General features: G+C 75.9%; 24 protein-coding genes. 19 read left to right on the forward strand and 5 right to left on the reverse strand.

Features of this window, described 5'->3' with window-relative positions; genetic code table 11:
• Positions 1-207: a DUF1905 domain-containing protein gene (locus tag GGQ55_RS17100; protein WP_179718736.1), complete on the forward strand. Its 207-nt coding sequence runs from the start codon at positions 1-3 to the stop codon at positions 205-207.
• A gap of 82 nt (positions 208-289) precedes the next feature.
• Here GGQ55_RS17100 and GGQ55_RS17105 read toward each other — a convergent pair whose 3' ends face one another.
• A complete protein-coding gene (locus GGQ55_RS17105) occupies positions 290-1,057 on the reverse strand; it encodes an enoyl-CoA hydratase-related protein (RefSeq protein ID WP_179718738.1) in 768 nt (255 codons plus the stop codon).
• A gap of 37 nt (positions 1,058-1,094) precedes the next feature.
• Between GGQ55_RS17105 and hemW the strand changes: the two genes are divergently transcribed.
• The 6 genes from hemW (at position 1,095) to GGQ55_RS28505 (ending at position 6,651) form a co-directional block, all read left to right on the forward strand.
• Positions 1,095-2,282 carry a radical SAM family heme chaperone HemW gene (gene hemW / locus GGQ55_RS17110; protein WP_179718740.1) on the forward strand — a complete coding sequence of 396 codons (1,188 nt, stop codon included), beginning with the start codon at positions 1,095-1,097 and terminating at the stop codon, positions 2,280-2,282.
• Between the two features lie 75 nt (positions 2,283-2,357).
• A complete protein-coding gene (locus tag GGQ55_RS17115) occupies positions 2,358-3,227 on the forward strand; it encodes an oxygenase MpaB family protein (protein WP_179718741.1) in 870 nt (289 codons plus the stop codon).
• A gap of 70 nt (positions 3,228-3,297) precedes the next feature.
• A complete protein-coding gene (locus GGQ55_RS17120) occupies positions 3,298-4,185 on the forward strand; it encodes an ABC transporter ATP-binding protein (RefSeq protein ID WP_179718743.1) in 888 nt (295 codons plus the stop codon).
• Complete coding sequence (locus GGQ55_RS17125; protein WP_179718745.1) at positions 4,182-4,928, forward strand: ABC transporter permease; 747 nt, start codon at positions 4,182-4,184, stop codon at positions 4,926-4,928. The genes GGQ55_RS17120 and GGQ55_RS17125 overlap by 4 nt, the downstream gene beginning before the upstream one ends.
• A gap of 20 nt (positions 4,929-4,948) precedes the next feature.
• A complete protein-coding gene (locus GGQ55_RS17130; RefSeq protein WP_179718747.1) occupies positions 4,949-6,049 on the forward strand; it encodes a sensor histidine kinase in 1,101 nt (366 codons plus the stop codon).
• Positions 6,046-6,651, forward strand: a complete 606-nt coding sequence (locus GGQ55_RS28505) for a response regulator (RefSeq protein ID WP_179718750.1) — start codon at positions 6,046-6,048, stop codon at positions 6,649-6,651. Before GGQ55_RS17130 ends, GGQ55_RS28505 begins: the two co-directional genes overlap by 4 nt.
• Here the strand turns inward: GGQ55_RS28505 and GGQ55_RS17140 are convergent.
• Positions 6,648-7,037 (reverse strand): type II toxin-antitoxin system VapB family antitoxin, encoded by a 390-nt coding sequence (locus tag GGQ55_RS17140; protein ID WP_179722845.1) that lies wholly within the window; start codon positions 7,035-7,037, stop codon positions 6,648-6,650. The genes GGQ55_RS28505 and GGQ55_RS17140 overlap by 4 nt on opposite strands.
• 223 nt (positions 7,038-7,260) lie before the next feature.
• On the opposite strand from GGQ55_RS17140, the gene hrcA reads away from it, so the two are divergent.
• The 3 genes from hrcA to GGQ55_RS17155 are packed head-to-tail and all read left to right on the forward strand — an operon-like array spanning position 7,261 to position 10,191.
• Positions 7,261-8,280, forward strand: coding sequence for a heat-inducible transcriptional repressor HrcA (gene hrcA / locus GGQ55_RS17145; RefSeq protein WP_179718751.1), 1,020 nt, complete (start codon positions 7,261-7,263; stop codon positions 8,278-8,280).
• A gap of 10 nt (positions 8,281-8,290) precedes the next feature.
• Complete coding sequence (dnaJ, locus tag GGQ55_RS17150) at positions 8,291-9,433, forward strand: molecular chaperone DnaJ (RefSeq protein WP_179718753.1); 1,143 nt, start codon at positions 8,291-8,293, stop codon at positions 9,431-9,433.
• Positions 9,433-10,191: a 16S rRNA (uracil(1498)-N(3))-methyltransferase gene (locus GGQ55_RS17155; protein ID WP_179718755.1), complete on the forward strand. Its 759-nt coding sequence runs from the start codon at positions 9,433-9,435 to the stop codon at positions 10,189-10,191. The genes dnaJ and GGQ55_RS17155 overlap by 1 nt, the downstream gene beginning before the upstream one ends.
• On the opposite strand, the gene GGQ55_RS17160 is transcribed toward GGQ55_RS17155, so the two are convergent.
• Positions 10,172-10,888, reverse strand: a complete 717-nt coding sequence (locus GGQ55_RS17160) for a hypothetical protein (protein WP_179718757.1) — start codon at positions 10,886-10,888, stop codon at positions 10,172-10,174. The two genes, GGQ55_RS17155 and GGQ55_RS17160, sit on opposite strands and share 20 nt — an antisense overlap.
• Positions 10,889-10,968: 80 nt before the next feature.
• On the opposite strand from GGQ55_RS17160, the gene GGQ55_RS17165 reads away from it, so the two are divergent.
• Positions 10,969-13,020, forward strand: coding sequence for a bifunctional phosphatase PAP2/O-acyltransferase family protein (locus tag GGQ55_RS17165; RefSeq protein WP_179718759.1), 2,052 nt, complete (start codon positions 10,969-10,971; stop codon positions 13,018-13,020).
• On the opposite strand, the gene GGQ55_RS28510 is transcribed toward GGQ55_RS17165, so the two are convergent.
• A complete protein-coding gene (locus GGQ55_RS28510; RefSeq protein WP_179718761.1) occupies positions 12,954-14,084 on the reverse strand; it encodes a PucR family transcriptional regulator in 1,131 nt (376 codons plus the stop codon). The two genes, GGQ55_RS17165 and GGQ55_RS28510, sit on opposite strands and share 67 nt — an antisense overlap.
• A 174-nt stretch (positions 14,085-14,258) precedes the next feature.
• On the opposite strand from GGQ55_RS28510, the gene hpnC reads away from it, so the two are divergent.
• Genes hpnC through GGQ55_RS17210 form a run of 8 tightly spaced genes read left to right on the forward strand, consistent with a single transcriptional unit; the run spans position 14,259 to position 24,523 of the window.
• Entirely contained in the window at positions 14,259-15,149 is an 891-nt protein-coding gene (hpnC, locus tag GGQ55_RS27145; protein WP_366489562.1) for a squalene synthase HpnC, read from the forward strand.
• On the forward strand, positions 15,146-16,012 hold the full coding sequence (gene hpnD / locus GGQ55_RS17180; protein ID WP_179718763.1) for a presqualene diphosphate synthase HpnD: 867 nt from the start codon (positions 15,146-15,148) through the stop codon (positions 16,010-16,012). The genes hpnC and hpnD overlap by 4 nt, the downstream gene beginning before the upstream one ends.
• On the forward strand, positions 16,009-17,367 hold the full coding sequence (gene hpnE, locus GGQ55_RS17185; RefSeq protein WP_179718765.1) for a hydroxysqualene dehydroxylase HpnE: 1,359 nt from the start codon (positions 16,009-16,011) through the stop codon (positions 17,365-17,367). Before hpnD ends, hpnE begins: the two co-directional genes overlap by 4 nt.
• 5 nt (positions 17,368-17,372) lie before the next feature.
• Complete coding sequence (locus GGQ55_RS17190; RefSeq protein WP_179722849.1) at positions 17,373-18,410, forward strand: polyprenyl synthetase family protein; 1,038 nt, start codon at positions 17,373-17,375, stop codon at positions 18,408-18,410.
• Positions 18,410-20,338 carry a squalene--hopene cyclase gene (gene shc, locus GGQ55_RS17195; protein ID WP_179718767.1) on the forward strand — a complete coding sequence of 643 codons (1,929 nt, stop codon included), beginning with the start codon at positions 18,410-18,412 and terminating at the stop codon, positions 20,336-20,338. Before GGQ55_RS17190 ends, shc begins: the two co-directional genes overlap by 1 nt.
• The gene (ispH, locus tag GGQ55_RS17200) at positions 20,335-21,786 is read left to right on the forward strand and encodes a 4-hydroxy-3-methylbut-2-enyl diphosphate reductase (RefSeq protein WP_179718769.1); all 1,452 of its coding nucleotides are present in this window, start codon (positions 20,335-20,337) and stop codon (positions 21,784-21,786) included. The genes shc and ispH overlap by 4 nt, the downstream gene beginning before the upstream one ends.
• Before the next feature lie 2 nt (positions 21,787-21,788).
• Positions 21,789-22,793, forward strand: a complete 1,005-nt coding sequence (gene hpnH / locus GGQ55_RS17205) for an adenosyl-hopene transferase HpnH (RefSeq protein ID WP_179718770.1) — start codon at positions 21,789-21,791, stop codon at positions 22,791-22,793.
• Positions 22,790-24,523 carry a 1-deoxy-D-xylulose-5-phosphate synthase gene (locus GGQ55_RS17210; RefSeq protein WP_179718773.1) on the forward strand — a complete coding sequence of 578 codons (1,734 nt, stop codon included), beginning with the start codon at positions 22,790-22,792 and terminating at the stop codon, positions 24,521-24,523. Before hpnH ends, GGQ55_RS17210 begins: the two co-directional genes overlap by 4 nt.
• Here GGQ55_RS17210 and GGQ55_RS17215 read toward each other — a convergent pair.
• Positions 24,493-25,239, reverse strand: coding sequence for an SDR family NAD(P)-dependent oxidoreductase (locus GGQ55_RS17215; RefSeq protein ID WP_179718775.1), 747 nt, complete (start codon positions 25,237-25,239; stop codon positions 24,493-24,495). The genes GGQ55_RS17210 and GGQ55_RS17215 overlap by 31 nt on opposite strands.
• Positions 25,240-25,251 lie beyond the last annotated feature (12 nt).

Genomic DNA, 25,251 nt, shown 5'->3' on the forward strand with positions numbered 1-25,251 from the left:
GTGGACGTGGCTTTCACCGCCGAGGTGTGGCACTGGGGCGGCGGCCCGCCGCCGTTCTGCTTCGTGACCGTGCCGGACGACGAGAGCCGCCACCTGCACGCGGTCGTCGCGGCGGTGACGTACGGGTGGGGGATGGTCCCGGTCCGGGCCGACGCCGGTGCCACGGTCACCGTCGAGCTGAGCGTGGACGACGGACGCTGGCGATGACGTGCTACGCGTGGCCGTGGCAGGGCGATGCTCGCGCTGTGAGTCCGCAGCGGACTCAGAGCGCGAGCGTGCGCCGGAGGGCTCAGTCGGTGGGCACCCAGCGGGCCGGGCGCTTCTCGCGGAACGCGGCGATGCCCTCCTGGCCCTCGTCGCTGGCGAAGAACCGGGCCGAGAGCTCCAGCAGCTCGTCGAACCGCAGCTCCGGAGCCCCCGCGCGCAGCAGGCGCTTCGTCTCGGCCAGCGCGGTCGGCGCCCCGGCGGCCAGCGCGCGCACCTGACCGGCGACCACCTCGGAGACCTCGTCGTCGGCGGTCACCAGGTCGACCAGGCCGCCGGCGGCCGCGGTCGCGGCGTCGAAGACCTCCCCGGTGAGCATCAGCCGGTGCGCGGCGTGGGTCAGCATCCGCGGCAGGACGACGGCCGAGATCACCGCCGGGACGACGCCGATCCGCACCTCGCTGAACGCGAACGTCGCCGAGGCGCCGGCCACCACGACGTCGCAGGCCGCGAGCAGCCCGACCCCGCCCGCCCGGGCCGGCCCGCGCACCGCCGCGAGCACCGGCTTCGGCGAGGACCAGAGCGCCGACAGGATCTCCGGGAACTCCCGCACGCCCTGCTGCTCCGCCCCGCCACCGGCCGCCTCGGAGAGGTCCATGCCGGAGCAGAACACCCGCCCGGTGTGGTCGAGCACGATCACCCGCACCGCGTCGTCGGCGAGCGCCTCGTCCAGCGCCGCGCGCAGCCGCGCGCGCATCGCCCGGGACAGCGCGTTGCGGTTGGCGGGGGAGTCGAGGGTCAGCGTCGCGACCCCGCGCTCGATCGTGACCTTCAGGACGTCGTCGTCGCTCACGGCACCCGATCCTGCCGGAGAGGCACACTGGGAGCAGATGGACACCTTCGAGCTGCCGGCGACCGCCCGCGACGGCCTGGCCACGACGCCCTTCGGGCTGTACGTGCACGTGCCGTTCTGCGCCACGCGCTGCGGCTACTGCGACTTCAACACCTACACCTCCGAGGAGCTCGGCCCCGGCGCCAACCGCGCGGAGTACGCCGGCACCGCGATCGCCGAGCTGCGCCGCGCCGCGGCCACGCTCGGCCCCGACCTGCCCACCGTCGAGACGGTCTTCGTCGGCGGCGGCACGCCGACGCTGCTCCCGGCCGGTGACCTCGCTGCCGTCCTCGCCGAGATCCGTCGGCTCTTCCCGGTCGCCGACGACGTCGAGGTGACCACCGAGGCCAACCCCGAGACGGTGCACCCGCAGTACCTGACCAGCCTGCGCGAGGCCGGCTTCACCCGCATCAGCCTCGGCATGCAGTCCGCCGCCGAGCACGTGCTCGCCGTGCTCGACCGCCGGCACACCCCCGGCCGGGCGGTCGAGGCCGCGCACGAGGCGCGCGCCGCCGGCTTCGAGCACGTCAACCTCGATCTCATCTACGGCACGCCCGGCGAGACCGACGCCGACTGGGCCGCGAGCCTCGACGCCGTCCTGGCCGCGCCGGTCGACCACGTGAGCGCCTACGCGCTCATCGTCGAGGAGGGCACCCGCCTGGCCCGGCGGATCCGCCGGGGCGAGCTTCCGATGCCCGACGACGACGTCCTCGCCGACCGGTACGAGCAGGCCGACGCGACCCTGCGCAAGGCCGGCTTCGAGTGGTACGAGGTCAGCAACTGGGCGACGTCGGACGCCGCCCGCTGCCGGCACAACGAGCTGTACTGGGCCAACGCCAACTGGTGGGGCGTCGGTCCGGGAGCGCACAGCCACGTCGGCGGGCTGCGCTGGTGGAACGTCAAGCACCCCGCCGCCTACGCCGACCGGCTGGGCAGCGGCGAGAGCCCCGCCCAGGACAGCGAGCTGCTCGACGACGCCGATCGCGCGCTGGAGACGATCATGCTCGGGCTGCGGCTGCGCGAGGGACTCCCGCTTCCCGCGCTGTCCGACCTCGGCCGGGAGCGGGCCGCGCGGGCCGTCGAGCAGGGCCTGCTGGAGCCGATCCCGCACGATCAGGGCCGCGCCGTCCTCACCGACCGCGGGCGGCTGCTCGCCGACGCCGTGATCCGGGACTTGACCGACTGAGAAAGGACCCCCTGCCCCCCACCACTCGCAAGCTCGCGGTGGGACCCTGCAGGGGGCCGCTCCGAGGAGGTCACCTTGCCCCGCTACGCCGTGCGGAACCGGATCCTCGAGCTCGACCCGGCCGTCGACTTCCGCGAGATCTGCCGGCTCATGACCACGTTCGAGTTCCCGTGGGACATGAACCAGGCGCTGTCGTTCGCGCTGTTCCGCACCTACGCCGTCCCGAGCATCGGCGGCCTGCTGGCCCGCACCGGTGAGCTGGTCGACCGCGTGCAGAAGCGCTACGACGACACCGTCGTCCTGCTCGACGAGATCCTCGAGAACGGGCCGACGGAGGGCGACGGCCGGACGGCGCTGCGGCGGATGAACCGCATGCACGGCTCCTACGACATCAGCAACGACGACCTGCGTTACGTGCTGTGCACCTTCGTCGTGATGCCGATCCGCTGGATGGACGCCTACGGCTGGCGGGCGATGACCGAGACCGAGCGGATCGCCAGCGCGAACTACTACCGCGAGCTCGGCCGGCACATGGGCATCCGCGACATCCCGCAGACCTGGCAGGCCTTCTCCCGGCACCTCGACGCCTACGAGCGCGAGCACTTCGCCTTCACCCCGGAGTCGCGGCGGGTCGCCGACGCCACCCTCGGGCTGCTCACCACCTTCCCGCCGAACTCGCTGTTGCCCGCGGCGCTGGTCCGGTGGATGTCCTACGCGCTCATGGACGCCCCGCTGCTCGACGCGTTCCGGTTCCCGCACCCGCACCCCGCGTTCCGGGCGCTGGTCCGGGCGGGGCTCCGGGCGCGCGGACGGGCGGTGCGGTTCCTGCCGCCGCGGCGACGGCCGCTGCTGCCGCGGGACATGCCCCAGGTGCGCAGCTACCCGCAGGGCTACGACGTCGCCGCGCTCGGCACGTTCCCTGAACGGGAGGCGGCCCCCGCCTGACGGATGTCAGAGGGGACCGACGACGTCTCGCACTGCCGCTGCACCCGAGCTCCGGGCGAGGCTCGACGCCGTGACCAGCCCGCTCGCCCTCGAGATCTCCGGCCTGTCCGTGCGGTTCGGCGACACCCTGGCCGTCGACGGCCTCGACCTCGCCATCCCGCGTGGCGCCACCGTCGCCCTGCTCGGTCCCAACGGCGCCGGGAAGTCCAGCACCGTCAACGCCGTCCTCGGGCTGATCCGCCCGGCCACCGGCTCGATCCGCGTGCTGGGCCGCTCGCCGGCCGCGGCGGTCCGCGCCGGCGGCGTCGGCGCGATGCTGCAGCACGGCGGCCTGCCCAGCGAGGCACGCGTCGGCGAGGTGCTCGACCTGGCCCGGCGCAGCTTCCCGACCGCCTGGCCGCTGGACGACCTGGTCGCCACCGCCGGCATCGACGGACTGCTCGGCCGCTCCACCGACGCGCTCTCCGGCGGCCAGCGCCAGCGGGTGCTGCTCGCCCTCGCGCTGGCCGGGGCGCCCCCGCTGCTGCTGCTCGACGAGCCCACCTCGGCCATGGACGTCGAGGGCCGCCGAGCCTTCTGGGCGACGATGCGCGGCCTGGCCGAGCGCGGGCACACCGTCGTCTTCGCCACCCACCACCTCGACGAGGCCGACGCCGTCGCCGACCGCGTGGTCGTGCTGGCCGGCGGCCGGCTGCTCGCCGACGGGCCGGCGGCCTCGCTCAAGGCCGGCTTCGCCGAGCGGACGATCTCCTTCACCTCGGCCGGTGAGCTCCGCTTCGACGCCGTGCCCGGGGTGAGCGCCACCGAACGGCGCGGCGACACCGTCGTCCTCACCACCGCCGACCCCGAGGCGACGCTGCGCGCGCTGCTCGCCGACGGCGGCCGGCTGCCCGACCTCGAGGTCCGCGGCGCGAGCCTCGAGGAAGCCGTGCTCACCCTGACGGGAGCCCTCCGATGAGCGCCCTTCTCGCCTTCCAGCTGCGCCGGGTCGGCCGCAACCGGCAGTACCTGCTGTTCACCGTCCTGCTGCCGGCGCTGTTCACGGTCTTCTTCGTCAAGGTCTTCGGCGGGCAGGCCGGCAGCGGCGCGCGCTACCAGGACTTCGCCGCCACCTACATGGTCTCGATGATGGCCTACGGCGCGCTGGGCGCGGCCCTGGGCGCGACCATCCGGATCGCCTTCGACCGGGCCTCGGGCTGGCTGCGGCAGCTGCACGTGCTGCCGGTGCCGACCAGCCGCGTCTTCGCCGTCGACGTGGTCGTCGGCGCGCTGCTGACGCTGCCCAGCCTGCTCGTCGTCGCCCTCGTCGGCCGGTTCATCACCGGTGTCGAGCTGCCCCTGCTGCGCTGGATCGCGCTGGTCGGCGTGCTGTGGCTCGGCTCGATCGCGTTCGTCGCGCTCGGGCTGCTGGTCGGCCTGGCGCTGGACGAGAAGGCGGCCGGCGGCGCGATCGGCTTCCTCGGCGTCGTCCTGGCGGCGCTCGGCGGGTTGTGGGTGCCGGTCGAGATCTTCCCGGCGGGCCTGCGCGACGTCGCCCACGGCCTGCCCTCGTACTGGTACGCGCAACTCGGCCGCGACGTGGCCGCGGGCAGCGGGCCGTCGGCGGCGGCCGTGCTCGCCCTGGCCGGCTTCACCGCCGTGTTCGCCGCCCTCGCGGTGCTCGTGGCCCGGCGCCGCCCGCTGCACGCCGTGAGCGGATGAGCGGCGCTACCGTCCGGATCGTGGACCCGCGGATCCGGTGGCGAGAGCTGGGCTGGGCGCTGCCCTGGCTCGCCTTCCAGGCGTTCCCGGTGATCGACCTGATCCAGACCCCGCGCCCGCTGTGGGTCCGGCTGCTGGCCGGCGCCGGGCTGGTGGCGTTCACCGCCACCTACCTCGGCGTCTTCCGGCGGGCGTTCGGGCGGTGCGGGCCGCTGACCGGCCGGCTGGTCGCCGTCGTCGTCCTCGGAGTGGCGCTGGCCGTCTGGCTCGGGCCGGCCTGGTCCGGGCTGATGATCTACGTGTCGGCGGCGTTCGGCGTCGCCCTGCCCACCCGGTGGGTCTTCCCCGCGACCCTGGGCGCGGCCGGGGTCTGCGCCGGCGTCCTCGCCGCGCACGGGCAGTTCGGCGAGCTGTTCATCCTGCCGCTCCTGTGCGTGCTGACCGGCTTCGCGCTGCAGGGCACCCGGCACCTGATGTCGATCAACGCCGAGCTCACCGAGGCGCGCGACGAGCTGGCCCGCAACGCCGTCGCCGAGGAGCGGCTGCGCTTCGCCCGCGACCTGCACGACCTGCTCGGGCACAGCCTGTCGCTCATCGCGCTGAAGAGCGAGCTCGCCGGGCGGCTGGCCGAGCGCGACCCGGCCCGGGCCAAGGAGGAGATGGCCGACGTCGAGGCCGCCGCCCGCCGCGCGCTGGCCGAGGTCCGCGACGCGGTCAGCGGCTACCGGCAGGTCAGCTTCGCGCAGGCGCTGGCCGAGGCCCGCTCCGCGCTGTCGGCCGCCGGCATCGGGCTCAAGGCGCCGTCCACGGTGCCGCCGCTGCCGGGCACGGTCGACGCCGTCCTCGGCTGGGTGGTGCGCGAGGCGACGACGAACGTGCTGCGGCACAGCGGGGCGCGGTCGGTGACCGTCGAGCTGGTCCGCACCGAGGACGGCGCGACGCTGACCGTCACCGACGACGGCCGCGGGCCGGCCGGCGGGCACGGCGCCGGCCTGGCCGGCATCACCGAGCGGGTGGCGGCACTGGGCGGCACGGTGGAGAGCGGTGCCGCGCCGGGCCGCGGCTTCCGGCTGCGCGCCGCCGTCCCGGTGCCGGCGCCGGCCGGGGTGGCCGCCTCGTGATCCGGGTGCTCATCGCCGAGGACCAGACGATGGTGCGCGGCGCGCTGCGCGCGCTGCTCGACCTCGAGGACGACCTGGAGGTGGTCGCCGAGGTCGGCCGGGGGGACGCCGTGGTGGCCGCCGCCCGCGAGCACCGTCCGGACGTCGCCCTGCTCGACATCGAGATGCCGGGGCTGGACGGCATCGAGGCCGCCCGCGCGCTGGCCACCGCGGTGCCCGAGGTGCGCGCCGTCGTCCTCACCACCTTCGGCCGGCCCGGCTTCCTGCGCCGCGCCATGGAGGTCGGCGCGTCGGGCTTCCTCGTCAAGGACGCGCCGGTGGCCGAGCTGGCCCGGGCGATCCGCGCCGTGGTGGCGGGGGAGCGGGTGATCGACCGGGAGCTGGCCGCCGCGGCGCTGGCCATCGGCGCGACGCCGCTGTCGACCCGCGAGGCCGACGTGCTGCGCGAGGCCGCGGACGGCGCGACGGTCGCCGAGATCTCGCGCCGGCTGTTCCTGTCCGAGGGGACGGTGCGCAACTACCTGTCCTCGGCGATCGGCAAGACCGGCGCCCGCACCCGCGTCGAGGCCGCTCGGGTCGCCGAGGAGAAGGGCTGGCTCTAGCGGCTGTCGCGCTGCTGGGGAGCGGGCACCGGCGGCTGCGCGGGCAGCGACTCGGTGGTCGGTCCGGCGGCCGGCTGGGCCACCGGCATGAGCGCGTCCAGGTCGAGCACCCGCACGTGGATCACGTTGCGCTGCTGCAGCGCGGCCCGCAGCGCCCGGTGCAGGCCGTCCTCCAGGTAGAGCTCGCCCTTCCACTGCACGGCGTGCGGGAACAGGTCGCCGTAGAACGTCGAGTCGTCGGCCAGCAGGGCGTCGAGCGCCAGCTCGCGCTTCGTGGTGACCAGCGTGTCCATCCGGACCTGCCGCGGGGGGATCAGCGCCCAGTCCCGCGTGGTCATGCCGTGATCGGGATACGGACGGCCCTCGCGCACCGCTTTGAAGATCAGGGGAACTCTCCTCCGCTCTCCGCCGCCGGCCCCGCGTGCTTTCCCACCCTAACGGCCCCGGCCGCTGGACGCGCCTCCCTCGTCCGGGCCCCGACGCACCCCGAGGAACGCGACTGGCGGCTCCTCCGGTCGTATGCTGGTTTGGCACTCCGCTCCGACGAGTGCCAGTTTCCGGCACTCCGGTCGCAGGGGTGGTTGACCGTCCCGGGGAGGTGTCTGGCACGTGGCGCACGACGAACGCCGATTGCAGGTCCTGAGGGCGATCGTGCAGGACTTCGTCTCGACCAACGACCCGGTGGGCAGCAAGGCGCTCGCCGAGCGGCACGACCTCGGGGTGTCCCCGGCGACGATCCGCAACGACATGGCCGTGCTCGAGGAGCAGGGTTACATCACCCAGCCGCACACCAGCGCGGGCCGGGTGCCCACCGACAAGGGCTACCGGCTCTTCGTCGACCGGCTTTCGGCGATCAAGCCGCTGTCGGTGGCCGAGCGCAAGGCCATCGAGCGCTTCCTGGACGGCGCGGTCGACCTGCACGACGTCCTCGGCCGCACGGTGCGGCTGCTGGCCCAGCTGACCCGGCAGGTCGCCGTCGTCCAGTACCCGACGCTGTCGCGCAGCTCGGTGCGCCACCTCGAAGTCGTCCCGGTGGCCGCCACCCGGCTGCTGCTGGTGCTCATCACCGACACCGGCCGGGTCGAGCAGCGCGTCGTCGACACCCACGTCGAGATCGACCACGAGGCCGTCGCCGAGCTGCGCGGCCTGCTGAACTCGGCGTTCGTCGGCGTCAAGCTGGTCGACGCCGGCAACAAGGTGCCCGACCTGCTGGAGACCGCGCCCCCGCACCTGCGTGCCCTGGTCGGGGCGGTCAGCGCGACGCTCATGGAGACGCTGGTCGAGCCGGGGGAGGACCGGCTGGTCATCGGCGGCACGGCCAACCTGGCCCGCAGTTCGCTGGACTTCCCGGGCAGCGTCCGGCCGCTGCTGGAGGCGTTGGAAGAACAGGTGGTCGTCCTGCGGTTGATGGGCGAGGTGGACCCCGGCACGGTGCTGGTGCGCATCGGCGAGGAGAACGCCCACGAGGCGCTCGTCGAGGCCTCCTTCGTGTCCGTGGGCTACGGCTCCGGCGACCGGGCCCTCGGTGGGCTCGGCGTCGTCGGCCCCACCCGGATGGACTACCCAGGCAACATGGCCGCGGTCCGCGCCGTGGCCCGCTACGTCGGCCAGCTGCTGGCCGAGAGCTGAGGAAAGAGACTTGCCAACCGACTACTACGCCGTCCTCGGGCTGAGCCGCGGGGCCTCGGACAGCGAGATCAAGCGCGCCTACCGGCGGCTGGCTCGCGACCTGCACCCCGACGTCAACCCCGACCCCGAGGCGAAGGAGCGCTTCCAGGAGGTCAACCGCGCCTACCAGGCGCTGACCGACCCCGACAAGCGGCGCATCGTCGACCTCGGCGGCGACCCGTTCGACACCGCCGGCGCCGGCATGGGCGGCGGCAACCCGTTCGGCGGCGGCGGGTTCGGCGGCCTCGGCGACATCATGGACGCCTTCTTCGGCGGGGGGACGACGACCCGCGGCCCGCGCAGCCGGGTGCGCGCCGGCGGTGACGCGCTGATCCGCGTCGAGCTCGACCTCGACGAGACGGTCTTCGGCACCACCAAGGACATCACCGTCGACACCGCGGTGCTCTGCACGGCGTGCAGCGGCGCCGGCACCGCCCCCGGCACGCACCCGGCCACCTGCACGACGTGCGCCGGGCGCGGCGAGGTGCAGAGCGTGCAGCGCTCGTTCCTCGGCCAGGTCGTGTCCACGCGCACCTGCCCGAGCTGCGCCGGCACCGGCCAGATCATCCCCGAGCCGTGCCCGCAGTGCGGCGGCGACGGTCGCGTCCGCGCCCGCCGGACCATCCCGGTCAAGGTGCCGGCCGGCGTCGAGGACGGCATGCGGATCCGGCTGACCGGTCACGGCGAGGTCGGCCCCGGCGGCGGTCCGGCCGGCGACCTGTACGTCGAGATCCACGAGCGGCCGCACCCGGTGTTCACCCGGGACGGCGAGGACCTGCACTGCCGGGTCACCCTGCCGATGACCTCGGCCGCGCTCGGGACGACGCTGTCGCTGAAGACCCTCGACGGCGAGACCGACCTGGACATCAAGCCCGGCACGCAGTCGGGCAGCGTGCTCACCCTCCGCGCGCAGGGTGCGCCCCGGCTGCGGGCGACCGGCCGCGGCAACCTCCTCGTGCACGTCGAGGTGCAGACGCCGACCAGGCTCGACCCGGAGCAGGAGAAGCTGCTGCGCGAGCTGGCCGTACTCCGCGGCGAGGACAGCGCCGGCTCCAGCCGGGAGACCCAGCAGGGCTTCTTCTCCCGCGTCCGCGACGCCTGGAACGGCCACTGATGGCGGCCGAACCCGGCATCCCCGAGCCCGACGGCGCGCCGCTGTTCCTGCTCGACGAGCTGCCGGACGACGCAGAGCTGCTCGTCGACGGCGCCGAGGGCCGGCACGCGGTCGACGTGCTGCGCCTGGCACCCGGTGAACCGGTCCGGGTCGGCGACGGTCTCGGCACGCTCGCCGAGGGCACCGTCGTCGCCGCCGGACCGGAGGGGCTGCGGGTGCGGGTGTCGGCCCGCTACGAGGTGCCGGCGCCGCAGCCGGAGCTGGTCCTGGTGCAGGCGCTGCCGAAGGGCGACCGCGGCCCGCTCGCCGTCGAGCTGGCCACCGAGCTCGGCGTCGACCGGATCGTGCCCTGGACGGCGGCCCGCTGCGTCACCCGCTGGCGGGAGGACCGCGTCGACAAGGGCCTGGCCAAGTGGCGGGCCACGGCGCGGGCGGCGACCAAGCAGTCCCGCCGTCCCCGGGTGCCCGAGGTCACCGAGCCGATGACCACCCGGCAGGTCTGCGGCCTGCTGGCCGACGCCGACCTGGCGCTCGTGCTGCACGAGCAGGCCCGCCGGCCGCTGGCCGGCGTGGCGGTGCCCTCGTCGGGCACGATCGCCGTCGTCGTCGGGCCCGAGGGCGGGCTCACCGACGGCGAGGTGCTGGCCTTCCGCGCCGCCGGCGCGCAGGCCGTCCGGCTGGGTCAGGAGGTGCTGCGGACCTCGACCGCCGGCGCCGCCGCCCTGGCCGCGCTGTCGGTCACGACCCGCTGGAGCTGAGCGCGAGCAGCGCCTGCCGGGCCTCCTCGGCCAGCGGCGCGGCGGCGACCGCCCCGCGGATGCGCTCCGCGTCGGCGCCCTCGTCGAGGAGCGTGCCGATCCGGGCGCACGCCGCGCGCGCGGCGGCGTCCGCGCCGGCCAGCGCGGCACCCAGCCGCAGCGACCAGCCGGTCGGCGAGTCGGGATCGCCGCCACCGTCGAGCCCGCCGGCCGCGCGCAGCAGGTCCAGGTAGGAACCGGCGCTGAATCCGGTGCGCAGGGCGTCCCACACCGGGCCGATCGCCTCGAGGGTGTCCTCCGGGAGACCGGAGCCGGTCAGCACCTCCTGCGACCAGATCAGCGCCAGGTCGCCGCTCAGGATCGCCCGCCCCACCGCCGGGACCGGCCCGGGCGCGGCGGCGTCGGCCGACACGTCCGCGTGCTCGACCGCGCACACCCGCAGCAGTTCCAGCGCGGCCACCGCACGCCGCACGGCGCCGTCGTCGACCGGGGCGCCGGCGGGGGCGGACCCGCGCCAGGCCCAGTAGGCGTACGCCGGTCGCCGGCCGGGGGCCTCGGCGCACCGCCGCGCGATCTCGTCGACCACCGCCGCCAGGGCGGGGTGCATCGCCGTCAGCTCCGCCCGCTTGCCGGCGAGGAACGCGGCCAGCGCGGCGGAGACGTCGTCGTCCAGGGTGTCCGGGGCTGGGACTGCCACGGTCGCGGAGTCTGCCACTCCGGAGCGCGCGCGAGCAGGCCTTGCGGTGCTACAAGGAACAGGTGGTCCGAGCAGCGGCGATGGGGACCGACCGCGTCCGGCCGGCGCCGTCGGCGCGGCCGCGGCCGGTCGGCGAGCTGCTGGTCGGGCTCGCGGTGTTCGGGCTCTACGGGCTGGTCCAGGCCCTGGGCGGCGCGGGGCGCGACGCAGCCGCCGCGCGCAACGCCGACGCCCTGTACGCGCTGGAACGGGCCCTGCACCTCGACATCGAGGCGCCGCTGAACTCCTGGCTGGCCGCCCGGCACGGCCTCGCGGTCATCGCGAACTACGAGTACGCCTACACGTACGTGCTCAGCGCCCTCCTGCTGCTGGGTTGGCTGTGGTGGCGTCGGCCGGACGTCTACCGCTGGGCGCGCACGTCGTTCGTCTGGCTCAACCTGCTCGGCATCGCCTGCTTCGCGCTCTACCCGCTGGCCCCGCCGCGGCTGCTGGCCGGGGCAGGGTTCGTCGACACCGTCCTGCGCGGCGGCACCGTCGGCTCGTGGGGGTCGCCGCTGGTGGCCCACGCCAACCAGGTCGCCGCGATGCCGTCGCTGCACGTGGCCTGGGCGCTGTGGGTCAGCGTCGTGCTGGCCCTCGTGCACGGCGGGCTGCGCACGCAGGTGCTCAGCGGGGTGCACGTCGCGCTCACGTTCCTGGTGGTGCTGGCGACGGCGAACCACTGGACGCTGGACGCGGTCGGCGGGGCCGTGGCCGTCGCCCTGGCCGTCCGGCTGGCCGGCTCCCGGCCGGCCGCGGCCGGCCGGCGGGTGCGGGTGCCCGCCGCCGACACGTTCTTCGTGCACGTCGACACCCCGGAGTACCCGCAGCACGTGGGCGGCGTCGTCCTGCTCGACACGAGCGAGCGCCCGGGCAGCGCGCCGTCGGTGGAGGAGGTCCGGGCGCGGGTGGCGGCGGCGCTGCCCGACCTGCCGCGCTTCCGGCAGCGGCTCACGCCGCCGGCGCGGTGGCGCCGGGCGCGCTGGGAGCAGGTCGAGGAGCTGGACTGGGAGTACCACGTGCCGCTCGACGACCTGCACACCCCGGAGGGCGCCCCGGGCGGACCGGCCGCCTTCGACGCGCTGGTCGCCCGGATCAGCGGCACGCAGCTGCCGCGGGACCGCCCGCTGTGGCGGCTGCACGTCGTGCACGGGGTGGACGTCGACCGCGCCGCGGTCGTCTTCGTCGTCCACCACGTCGTCTCCGACGGGATCGGCACCGTGCTGCAGGCGCTGCGGTTCCTCGACCCCCCGCGGGACCGGCCGCTCGGCGGCGCCCGGCGCACCCCCGGTGCGCTCGCCCGGCTGGCCGCCACGGTCGTCGGCCTGGCCCAGCTGGCCACCGACGGACCGGCGCGGGGGCGCTTCCCGGTCGAGGGCACCTCCGCGCGCAGCTTCACCACCGTCGTCGTCCCCCTGGACGACGTGCGCCGGGCGGCCCGCGGCCGCGGTGTCCGGATCACCGACCTGCTGCTCACGGGGGTGGCCGCCGCGCTGGGCCGGGTGCTGCCCGAGGGGACCAGCCTGCCGCACCGGATGCGCACGTCGGTGCCGCTCATGGTCCGCGACCCCGACACCGCGGCCGAGGCGAACCTGACCGCCGCGGTCATGGTCGACCTGCCCCTCGGTCCGCGCGCCGAGGCCGACCGGCTGGCCGAGGTCTCCCGGCGGACCGCGCGGCTGCACAGCGGCTCGCGGATGCTGGCCTCGCGGTTCGTCATGCAGGACATCGGCGAGCTGATGCCGCTGCCCCTGCACCGGTGGTTCGCCCGCACGGTCTACGGCCGGCGGTTCTTCACCGCGATCGTGTCCAACATGCCCGGCCCCGACTGGCAGCTGCACATGGTGTGGGCGCGCATCGTCTGGGCCGGCCCGCTGCTGCCGCTGGCGCCCGGGACGCCGCTGGCCGTGGGTGCGCTCAGCTGGAACGGCGACCTGGTCATCGGGATCACCACCGACCCCCTGCTGCTGCCCGATGCCCGTCGCTTCGGCGACGAGCTGGTCGCGGTGCTGGGCGAGCTCGGCGCTCAGCCCCAGGCGAGCGCGAGCAGCAGCTCCAACCGGATCTCCGGGTCCTCGAGCGCAGCGCCGTAGAGCTCCCGGAGCCGGGCCAGCCGGTAGCGCACGGTCTGCGGGTGCACCTGCAGCTCGACGGCCACCTTCGCGGTGTCGCCCATGTGCACCAGCCAGGAGCGCAGGGTCTCCCTCAGCGCCGCGCGGATCCCGGGTGAGGCGCTCTCCAGCGGGGCCAGCCGCCGCCGGCGCAGGGCCTCCAGCAGCCGCGGCTCGCGGTGCACCAGCAGCGTGCCGATGTGCTCGGCGACGAACACCGGGTCGCCGCGGAGCAGGCCCTGGCGGTGCAGGTCGAGGCCCACGCTGGCGATCCGCGCCCCCAGCGGCAGGTTGGCCGTGGGGACGAGCGGCCCGACGACGGCGGCGGTGCCGTCGAGCAGCCGGGCGGTGCGCTCGCGCCACTCGGCGGTGTCGGCCGCCGGGACGACGACGCCCTGCCCGGTCGGCGTCCGGAAGCGCAGGCCGGCGGGCTCCAGCCGGGACAGCGCCGCGCGCGCCGCCTCGTCGTCCGGGTCCGCCAGGACGACGGTGGCCAGCTCCGGGAGCGGCCACCGGGCCAGCTCGGCCGCCCGCCGCACCGCACCGGAGTCGGAGCGGTCGGACAGCAGCAGCTGCACCAGCTCCTCCCGCAGCCGCTGCTGCGCGAGTCCGCGCTCCTCCTGCTCGGCGAGGTAGCCCGCGGCCGACGCCGAGGAGAGCTGGTCGACGAGCTGGAACACGGCCCCGGCCAGGGCGGCCAGCCGGGCGGGGTCCACCCCGGTCGCCAGGGCCGCGCCGGAGACGTGCCGCCAGGCGACCCGCGCGCCCACCTGGAAGGCGGCCAGGAGCGTCGGCAGGGGGTACCCCGCGCGCCACTGGCTGCGCCCGACCTCCTCGAAGAGGGCCTGCACGATGCGCGCCGCCGGGTCGGGCCCGGTCCCCGGCAGCGGCCCCGGTTCCGCGGCCTGGGCGACCAGCCGCTGCATCGCCGCGACGGCGGCCTCGAGCACCTCGGCGTCCCGCTCGGCCAGCACCGCCGCGTACTCCGGCGCCACGTCCCGCATCTCCTCGGCGACGTCGGCGAGCATCGCCGGCACGCCCGCCACGAGGGAGGGCAGCAGGTCGTGGACGGATCGGCGTCCTCCAGGATCGCCGCCGTCCTGTGGAATAGCTGGTACCGATTGTGCGCGGATGACAAAGTCCACCGCGCGGGCACGCGTTGTGGCAACAATCTGCATCGGGAAACGCAGATCGAGCGGGTCCGGGGCGATGCTTCGGCCGTGCGCGATGGCTCGCCGACCTCCGCCGACCAGCTGGCGGGAACCGAGGGTACGGACCGGCGCGAGCGCCGGGCCGTCGAGATGGAGCGGGCCGAGAACTTCCCGGTCGCGCTGCGGGTGCTGCCGCGGGTCGTCCGGGTCGACCTGCGGGCGGTCTACGACGTCGTCCGGCTCATCGACGACGCCGGCGACGAGGCCGTGGGAGATCGCACCGCGCAGCTGGAGGCGCTGTCGGCGGAGCTGGGCGACCTCTGGCAGGACCGGCCGGTGCACACCGCGGCGCTGGTGCGGCTGCGCCCGACCGTCCGCGCCCGCCGGCTGCCCGAGGAGCCGTTCCAGCGGCTGGTCGCGGCGAACCTGCAGGACCAGCGGGTCGTCCGGTACGCCGACCACGACGAGCTGCTGGCGTACTGCGCGCTGTCGGCCGCGCCGATCGGCCGGCTGGTGCTCGCGGTGTTCGCCGTCCCGGCCGACGAGGCGCTGCTGGCCGCGTCGGACCGGGTCTGCGCCGGGCTGCAGCTGGTCGAGCACTGGCAGGACGTCGCCGAGGACCGCCGCCGCGGGCGCGTCTACCTGCCGCAGGACGCCATGGCCGCGGCCGGCGTCGTCGAGGCCGATCTCGACGCGCCGACCGCGGGCCCCGCGCTGCGGGAGCTCGTCCTGGCCGAGACCGCTGCCGCCGCCGAGCTGCTGGCCGCCGGGTCCGGACTCGTCCGCGGCCTGCACGGGTGGGCGCGCTGCGCGGTGACCGGTTACGTGGCCGGAGGGCGCGCGTCGGTCGACGCCCTCCGCCGGTCGGGAGGCGACGTGCTGGCGGCCACCCCACGACCGCGGCGCCGGGACCTGCTGCGCCACGCCGCCGCGCTGAGCCTCCCGCGGGGGCGGCGGTGACCGCGACGGTGGCGGAGGCCTACGCCACCTGCGAGCACATCACCCGGCGCGAGGCCGGGAACTTCTACTACGGCATCCGGCTGCTGCCGGCGGGCAAGCGGGCGGCGTTGTGCGCCGTGTACGCGCTGGCCCGCCGGATCGACGACATCGGCGACGGCGACCTGCCGGTCGAGGAGAAGGTGCAGGGGCTGGCCGGGGTGCGGGCCTCGGTCCAGGCACTGGCGGCGGGGGACGACGGCGGCGACCCCGTGCTGGCCGCGGTCGGGGACGCCGCCCGCCGGCACCCGGTCCCGCTGGACGCCTTCGAGGAGATCGTCGACGGCGCCGAGATGGACGTGACCGGTCGCCGCTACGCGACCTTCGAGGAGCTGGTCGGGTACTGCCGCTGCGTCGCGGGCTCGGTGGGCCGGCTCTGCCTCGGCGTCTTCGGCAGCCGGGACGGCGACCGCGCCCCCGCCCTGGCCGACGCCCTGGGCATCGCGCTGCAGCAGACCAACATCCTGCGCGACATCCGCGAGGACCTGGTCAACGGCCGGGTCTACCTGCCGCAGGAGGACCTCGACGCGCACGGCGTCGAGCTGCGCCTCGACGAGCGGGGTGCGCTCGACGACCCGGACGGCGGGCTGGCCGAGCTGATCCGGGCCGGGGTGGCGCGCGCCCGCGGCTGGTACGCCGACGGCGAGCGGCTGGTCCCGCTGCTCGACCGGCGCAGCGCCGCCTGCACCACGGCGATGTCGGGCATCTACCGCGAGCTCTCCGAGCGGATCGGCGCCGACCCCGCCCTCGTCTACGACCGCCGGCTGTCGCTGTCGGGCCGGCAGAAGGCCCTCGTCGCCGTCCGGGCCCTGGCGGGTCGGGGATGAGCCGGGTGGCGGTCGTCGGCGGGGGGCTCGCGGGACTCACCGCCGCCCTGGCCTGCGCCGACGCCGGCGCCGACGTCGTCCTGCTGGAGAGCCGGCCGCGGCTGGGCGGCCTGACCGCCTCGTTCCGCCGCGGCGGGCTCGACGTCGACACCGGCCAGCACGTCTTCCTGCGCTGCTGCACGAGCTACCTCGGGCTGGTCGACCGGCTCGGCGTCCGGGACCGGGTGCACCTCCAGCCGCGGCTGGACATCCCCGTGCTGACCCCCGGCCGTGCCCGCCCGGTCCGGCTGCGCCGCAGCGGCGCGCCCGCCCCGCTGCACCTCGGCGCGGCGCTCGCCCGCTACGCCGTCCTGCCCCCCGCGGACCGGCTGCGCGCCGTGCGCGGGGCGCTGGCCCTGCGGCGGGTCGACCCGCGCGCCCCGGCCACCGACGCGCAGAGCTTCGGCGACTGGCTGGCCCGGCACGGGCAGAACGCGCGCACGGTCGCCGCGCTGTGGGACCTGGTCGGCGTCGCGGCGCTCAACTCGGCCGCCGCCGACGCCTCCCTGGCGCTGGCCGCGACCGTGTTCCAGGAGGGGCTGCTCACCGACGCCCCGGCCGCCGACATCGGCTGGTCGCTGGTCCCGCTCGGCGAACTGCACGGCACCGCGGGCGCCCGGGCGCTGGCCGACGCCGGGGGAGAGGTGCGGACGTCGGCGCGGGTGACGGCGCTGCGGCCGGCGCCCGCCGGCTGGGAGGTCGACGTCCGGGAGGGGGCGCCCCTGACCGTGGACGGCGTGGTGCTGGCCGTGCCGGCGCCGGCCGCCGAGGAGCTGCTGCCTCCCGGTGCCCTGGCGTCGCCGCCCGGCTGGGCCGCGCGGCTGGGCAGCGCCCCGATCGTCAACGTGCACGTCGTGCTCGACCGGCAGGTCCTGCACGAGCCGTTCGTCGCCGGCGTCGGCACCCCCGTGCAGTGGGTGTTCGACCGCACCGCCCAGTCCGGCCTGACCACCGGGCAGTACCTGGCCGTCTCGCTGTCCGCGGCGCAGGCGTGGATCGACCGGCCCGCCGCCGACGTGCTCGGCGAGATCCTCCCGGCGCTGCGGGCGCTGCTGCCGGCCATGGCCGGCACCGAGGTCCGCGACGCCTTCGTGACCCGCGAGCGGGCCGCCACGTTCGCGCCGCGGCCCGGCACCGCCGCCGACCGGCCGGGCCCCCGGACCCGTGCCCCGGGGCTGGTGGTCGCCGGCGCGTGGACCGACACCGGCTGGCCGGCGACGATGGAGGGCGCGGTCCGCAGCGGCGCGGCTGCCGCGCGCGCCCTCGTAGCGGAGCTGACCGGCCCGACAGTTCGAGAGGGAGTGGCCGCCGCGTGACCACGATGCTCGTGCCCGCGCTGCACCGGAGCCGGGACCTCGTGACCCCGTCGCTGCGGGCGGCGGTCGACCGCCTCGACCCCACGACCCGGGCGCTCGCCTCCTACCACCTGGGGTGGTGCGAAGCCGACGGCACGCTGCGCGAGGCGGGCGGCGGCAAGGCCCTGCGGCCCGCGCTGGTGCTGCTGGCCGCCCGCGCCTGCGGCGGTCCCGAGGACGACGCCGTCCCCGGTGCGGTGGCCGTCGAGCTGGTGCACAACTTCTCGCTGGTGCACGACGACCTCATGGACGGCGACACGCAGCGCCGGCACCGGGCCACCGTGTGGTCGGTCTGGGGCAGCTCGAGCGCGATCCTCACCGGCGACGCGCTGCTGACGCTGGCCCAGCAGGTGGTGCTCGAGAGCGGCTCGCCGTACCTGGCCGACCAGCTGCGGGTGCTGCTCGACGCCACCGCGGAGCTCATCCGCGGGCAGGTCGACGACCTGGCGTTCGAGAGCCGGCCGCTGGTCGGGCTGGACGAGTGCTTCGACATGGCGGCCGGCAAGACCGGGGCGCTGCTGGCCGCCAGCGCCGCGCTCGGGGCGCTCTCGGCGGGCGCGTCCCCGGCGGCGGTCGAGGCGCTCACCACCTACGGCCGGCACCTGGGGACGGCGTTCCAGCTGGTCGACGACCTGCTCGGGATCTGGGGGTCACCGGCGGAGACCGGCAAGCCGGTGCTGTCGGACCTGCGCTCGCGCAAGAAGTCGCTGCCGGTCTGCTACGCGATCGCCCAGCGGGGCCCGGCCGCAGAGGAGCTGGCGGCCTGGCTGACCACCCCGGCGCCCGACCGGTCGCTGCCGATCACCGTCGACGAGGCCGAGGAGGCAGGGTTGCACCGCGCCGCGGAGCTGCTCGAGGCCTGCGGGGCGCGGGAGTGGACGCTCGGCGAGGCCCGCCGGCACGTCGCGCAGGCGCAGTGCGGCCTGGACGCCGTCGCGCTGGAACAGGAGCCGCGCGCGGAGCTCGCTGCCCTGGCCGAGTTCGTCGTCGAGCGGGAGAGCTGATGACGCTGGTCCGCGATCCCGCCCGCCCCGCGGCGCAGGACACCGCCGAGGCCGCCCTGGCCCGGGCGGTCGACCACCTGCGCGCGCTGCAGGACGACGCCGGCTGGTGGAAGGGCGAGCTCGAGACCAACGTGACCATGGACGCCGAGGACCTGCTGCTGCGGCACTTCCTCGGCATCCTCACCGGCGCCGAGGCGGCCGAGGCCGCCCGCTGGATCCGCTCGCAGCAGCGGGACGACGGCTCGTGGGCCACCTTCCGCGGCGGCCCGCCCGACGTGTCGACGACGGTCGAGGCCTGGGTGGCGCTGCGGCTGGCCGGCGACGACCCGGCCGCACCGCACATGGCCCGGGCGGCGGCGGTGGTCCGGGAGCTCGGCGGGGTGGAGCGCAGCCGGGTGTTCACCCGGATCTGGCTGGCGCTCGTCGGCCTGTGGTCGTGGTCGGAGCTGCCGGTGATGCCACCGGAGATGGTGCTGCTGCCGTCGTGGCTGCCGCTGAACATCTACGACTGGGGCTGCTGGGCCCGCCAGACGGTGGTGCCGCTGACCGTCGTCTGCACCCACCAGCCGGTGCGGCCGGTGGACTTCGACATCGACGAGCTGCGCACTGGCGCCGCCGCTGTCCCGCGCGCGCCGCTGCGGACCTGGAGCGGGTTCTTCCAGCGGCTGGACCGCGGGCTGGCCCGCTACGCGAAGCACCCGCTGCGCCGGGTCCGGCGGAGGGCGATCGCGAAGGCCGTCGAGTGGATCGTCACCCGCCAGGAGGCCGACGGCGGCTGGGGCGGCATCCAGCCGCCGTGGGTGTACTCGCTGATCGCGCTGCACCTGGAGGGCTACGCGCTCGACCACCCGGTGATGAGGGCCGGGCTGGCCGGGCTGGAGGGCTTCCTCGTCCGCGAGGAGACACCGGACGGCGTCGTCCGCCGGCTGGAGGCCTGCCAGTCGCCGGTGTGGGACACCGGCCTCGCGCTCACCGCGCTGCTCGACGCCGGCGTGCCGATCGACGACGCCGGCGTCGTCCGGGCCACCGACTGGCTTCTGGGCGAGGAGATCACGGTCCGCGGCGACTGGGCGGTCCGCCGTCCTGACCTCGCCCCCGGGGGCTGGGCCTTCGAGTTCGCCAACGACGGCTACCCGGACACCGACGACACCGCCGAGATCGTGCTGGCCCTGCGGCGGGTCGCGCACCCCGACTGCGCGCGGCTGCGCGGCGCGGTCGACCGCGGGGTGTCCTGGACCCGCGGCATGCAGTGCCGGGACGGCGGCTGGGCCGCCTTCGACGCCGACAACACCGGCTCGATGCCGCTGAAGCTGCCGTTCTGCGACTTCGGTGCGGTCACCGACCCGCCGTCGGCCGACGTGACGGCGCACGTGGTGGAGATGCTCGCCGCCGAAGGGTTCGCCGCGGACGAGGACTGCCGCCGCGGTGTCGCTTGGCTGCTCGAGCACCAGGAGGCCGACGGCTCGTGGTTCGGCCGGTGGGGCGCCAACCACGTCTACGGCACCGGCGCGGCGGTGCCCGCGCTGATCGCGGCAGGTCTCCCGCCGTCCGACCCGGTCATCCGGCGGGCGGTGGCCTGGCTGGAGCGGACGCAGCAGGAGGACGGCGGCTGGGGTGAGGACCTGCGCTCCTACCGCGACCGCGCCTGGATCGGCCGCGGGGAGCCGACCGCGTCGCAGACCGCGTGGGCGCTGCTGGCGCTGCACGCCGCGGGGGAGCGCGGGCCGGCCGTGCAGCGCGGGGTGCGCTGGCTGGTCGAGCACCAGCGGCCCGACGGCACGTGGGACGAGCCGCAGTTCACCGGCACCGGCTTCCCCGGCGACTTCTACATCAACTACCACCTCTACCGGCTGGTCTGGCCGATCAGCGCGCTCGGCCGGCTGGTGCGGGAGGGCGTCGGGGACGGCGCCGAGGAGGGCGCGGCATGAGCGCCGTCGTCGCCGTCCCGCTGCGGGCCGAGCGGGCCGCCCTCGCCGGGCGGCTGCCCGGCACCCGGGTCGTGCGCACCGGGATGGGGCCGGATCGGTCCGCCGCGCGCACCCGGGCGTTGGGCGCTGATGCGGTGCTGGTCGCCGGGGTGGCCGGCGCGCTCGACGAGCGGCTGCGCCCGGGCGACGTCGTCGTGGCGTCGGAGTTGCGCGGTGGCGGCGCGAGCATCCCCAGCCCCTCGGCGCCGCTGCTGGCCGCGGCGCTGCGCCGGGGCGGCCTGACGGTGCACGTCGGGCCGCTGCTGACCCGTTCGTCGGTCCGGGGGCCGGGCGGCAACGCCCTGGCCGTGGACATGGAGTCGGCCGCGGTAGCAGCGGCGGCCGGGGCCCCGACGGCGGCGGTCCGCGCGATCGTCGACACCCCGTCGCAGCCGCTGCTGCGCCCGGGCACCGCCGTCCGCGGGGTGCGCGCCCTGGCCGCGCTGCGGCGGGCGGCGCCCGCCCTGCAGGAGTGGGTGGCCGCCGCCGGCCCCCGCGAGGTGCTGCTGGCCAGCCCGCGGTCGTTCTGCGCCGGCGTCGAGCGCGCGATCGGCGTGGTGGAGCGCGCGCTCGAGACCGGTCCCGTCTACGTGCGCCGGCAGATCGTGCACAACGCGCACGTCGTCGCCGACCTCGAGGCGCGGGGCGCGGTCTTCGTCGAGGAGGTCGACGAGGTGCCCGAGCGGGCGACCGTCGTCCTGGCCGCGCACGGCGTCGCACCGTCCTTGCGCGCGGACGCCGCCCGCCGGGGGCTGGCGGTCGTCGACGCCACCTGCCCCCTGGTGGCCAAGGTCCACTCCGAGGTGCGCCGCTACGCCGGGCGCGGCGACACCGTCTTCCTCATCGGGCACGCCGACCACGAGGAGGTCGTCGGCACGCGCGGGGAGGCGCCGGGCCGGGTCGTCGTGGTCGAGGACGCCGAGCAGGCCGAGCGCGTGCAGCCGGCCGACCCCGACCACGTCGCCTACGTCATGCAGACCACCCTCGCCGTCGACGAGGCCGAGCAGGTGGCCGCGGTCCTGCGCCGTCGCTTCCCGGCGCTGACCGCACCCCGCAGCGACGACATCTGCTACGCCACGACCAACCGGCAGCGCGCCGTCCGCGAGCTCGCCGACGCCACCGATCTGGTCCTCGTGGTCGGCTCGGCCAACTCCTCCAACTCGGTGCGGCTGGTCGAGGTCGCCGAGCGGGAGGGGACGCCGGCGCACCTGGTCGAGGACGCCGCCGCCGTCGACCTGCGCTGGCTGGCCGGTGCCGCGCGAATTGGCATCACCGCCGGGGCGTCGGCCCCGCCGTCCCTCGTCGACGACCTCGTGGCCGCCCTCGGCGGCCTGGGCCCGCTCACGGTGCGCAGCACCGCCGGAGCGGCCGAGTACGTCCGGTTCGCCCTGCCGAAGGAGTCGATCTGATCATGGCCATGCCGATGCGCCAGTCCGTCCGGCTGGGGACCTACCTGATGAAGCAGAAGGTGCTGCGCCGGGAGAAGTTCCCGCTGCTGGTCGAGCTGGAGCCGCTGTTCGCGTGCAACCTCAAGTGCGCCGGCTGCGGCAAGATCCAGCAGCCGCACACCCTGCTCAAGCAGCGCATGCCGGTGGAGCAGGCGGTCGGCGCGATCGAGGAGAGCGGCGCCCCGATGGTGTCGATCGCCGGCGGCGAGCCGCTCATGCACCCGCAGATCGACGAGATCGTCCGGCAGCTGCTGGACCGCAAGAAGATCGTCTTCCTCTGCACCAACGCCGTCCTGCTGCCCAAGCACCTGAACAAGTTCCGGCCGCACAAGAACTTCGCGTGGATGGTGCACATCGACGGGCTGCGCGAGCGGCACGACGCCTCGGTGTGCAAGGACGGCGTCTTCGACCAGGCCGTCGCCGCGATCAAGCAGGCGCAGGCCGCGGGTTTCCGGGTCATGACGAACACGACGTTCTTCGACACCGACACCCCGCAGGACGTCATCGACGTCCTCGACTACCTGAACGACGAGCTCGGCGTGGACAACATGCAGATCTCGCCCGGTTACGCCTACGAGAAGGCACCCGACCAGGAGCACTTCCTCGGCGTCGAGCAGACCCGTGAGCTGTTCAAGAAGGCCTTCGCCGACGGCCGGCGCAGGAAGTGGCGGCTGAACCACACGCCGCTGTTCCTCGACTTCCTCGAGGGCAAGGTCGACTTCGACTGCACCGCGTGGGCGATCCCGTCGTACTCGCTGCTGGGCTGGCAGAAGCCGTGCTACCTGCTCGACGACGGGCACGTCGGCACCTACCGGGAGCTCATCGAGACCACCGACTGGGAGGCCTACGGTCGCGGCAAGGACGCCCGCTGCGCCAACTGCATGGCCCACTGCGGCTACGAACCCTCGGCGGTGATCGCCACGACGGCGTCGCTGAAGGAGTCGTTGCGCGCCGCGGTGTCGCTGTGAACCTGCTGGGTGCGATCGGCAGCCCGGCCGACCTGCGGGATCTCGGCCGGGCGGAGCTCGACGCGCTGGCCGCGGAGATCCGCTGTTCGCTCGTGGCGTCGGTGACCTGCACGGGTGGGCACCTCGGCCCGAGCCTCGGCGTCGTCGAGCTCACCCTCGCCCTGCACCGGGTGTTCGACTCCCCGGCCGATCCGATCGTGTGGGACACCGGGCACCAGGCCTACGTGCACAAGCTGCTCACCGGCCGGCAGGACGGGTTCGGCACGCTGCGGCAGGCCGGTGGGCTGTCCGGCTACCCGAACCGGGCCGAGAGCCCGCACGACTGGGTGGAGAACTCGCACGCCTCGACCGCGCTGGCCTACGCCGACGGGCTGGCCCGGGCCCTGCAGCTGCGCGGCGAGAGCGAGGCCACCGTGGTCGCCGTCGTCGGGGACGGCGCGCTGACCGGCGGCATGTGCTGGGAGGGGTTGAACAACCTCGGCGCCGGGCCGCCGCGGGCGGTGGTCGTCGTCCTCAACGACAACGGGCGGTCCTACGCGCCGACCGTCGGCGGCCTGCCGCCGCACCTGGCCGACCTACCGGCCGGGCCGTCGCTGTTCGAGCTGCTCGGCCTGGCCTACGTGGGACCGGTCGACGGGCACGACGTCGAGGCGGTCGAGGAGGCCCTGCGCAAGGCGCGCGCGTTGCGGTCGCCGGTCGTCGTCCACGTGCGGACGACGAAGGGGCGCGGGTACTTCCCGGCCGAGAGCGATCCGCACGACCGGCTGCACGCGGTCCCGCCGCCGCGCACCGGGCCTTCTGCGCCCGGCTGGACGGCACAGGCGGGGGACGAGCTGGTGCGGATCGGGGAGCGGCGGCCCGACGTCGTCGCGCTGACCGCGGCCATGCTCGAGCCGACCGGGCTCGCCCCGTTCGCCGCCGCGTTCCCCGACCGCGTGGTGGACGTCGGGATCGCCGAGCAGCACGCGGTGACCTCGGCGGCCGGTCTGGCGCTGGGCGGGCTGCACCCCGTCGTCGCGGTCTACTCGACGTTCCTCAACCGCGCCTTCGACCAGGTGCTGCTCGACGTCGGGCTGCACCGGCTGCCGGTCACGTTCCTGCTCGACCGGGCGGGGATCACCGGCGCCGACGGCCCGAGCCACAACGGCATGTGGGACCTGTCGGTGCTGGGGATCGTGCCGGGCATGCGGGTGGCCGCGCCGCGGGACGCGACCCGGCTGCGGGAGCTGCTCGGCGAGGCCGTCGACGACGACCGCGGGCCCACGGCGGTGCGCTTCCCGAAGGGCAGCCCGTGCGCCGACCTGCCGGCGGTCGGCCGGCTCGGCGGCGCCGACGTCCTGGTGGACGGCGGGTCCGACGTGCTGGTGCTGGCCGTCGGCCCGCTCGCGGCAGCGGCGGTGGCGGCGGCTTGCGACCTGCGGGCGGCCGGCGTCGGCGTCACCGTGGTCGATCCGCGCTGGGTGCTGCCGGTCGATCCGGCGCTGGCCACGACCGGGCACCGGCTGGTGGTGACCGTCGAGGACAACGGGCTGGCCGGTGGGTTCGGCGACGCCGTCGGCCGCGCGCTGCGCGAGGCCGGTTCGGACGCCGATCTGCTCACGCTCGGGCTGCGGCAGGAGTACGTGCAGGTGGGGGAGCGGGAGACCCTGCTCGCCGAGCACGGCCTCGACGCCGCCGGCATCGCGACCGCGATCCTCGCTCAGCCGAAGCGGCGGGCGAGGGCGCGGTAGGTGCGCGGCGCCGCGGCGGACAGGCGGGCCGGGATCTCCAGCCAGCGCGGCTCGATGCGCCGGGGGCGACCGTCGCGCAGGGTCCGCACCACGACCTCGGCCACCCGCTCGGGAGGGATCGGCCGGGGGAAGCGCCGGTCGTAGGCAGCGCCACGGCGGCCGAAGAACCCGGTGTCGACCACCCCGGGCAGCACGGTGGACACGCTGATCCGCGCCGGCCGCAGCTCCTCGCCGAGCAGCGGCGCGAACGCCTCGAGCGCGGCCTTGGTGGCGCTGTAGACGCTCTCGCCCGGGACGCCGACCGCCCCCGCGATCGAGGAGACGAACACGATCGCGCCCGGCCCGGTCATCGCCGCCGGGGCCGCGCGGGCCAGCAGGAACGAGCCGCGGACGTTGACGTCGACCAGCTCGGCGATCCGCTCCGCGGGCATCTCGGCGACCGGCCCGGCGTGGCCGACGCCGGCGTTGACGACGACGGCGTCCAGCCGACCGTGCTGGGCCACGGTCCGCTCGACGAGCCCGGCCGGGGCGTCGACCTCCCGCAGGTCCGCCGTCAGCGCGGCACCGCCGACGGCCGCAGCGACCTCCTGCGTCGCCGCGGCGTCCCGACCGGCGCACACGACCTGCGCCCCCGCGCGGGCGAGCGCGGTCGCCGTCGCCCGCCCGATGCCACCGGACGCGCCGGTGACCAGCACGATCGCACCCGTGAGCCTCACGGGGCCAACTGT

This window comes from Petropleomorpha daqingensis (assembly GCF_013408985.1).
In the GTDB taxonomy this organism is placed as follows: domain Bacteria; phylum Actinomycetota; class Actinomycetes; order Mycobacteriales; family Geodermatophilaceae; genus Petropleomorpha; species Petropleomorpha daqingensis.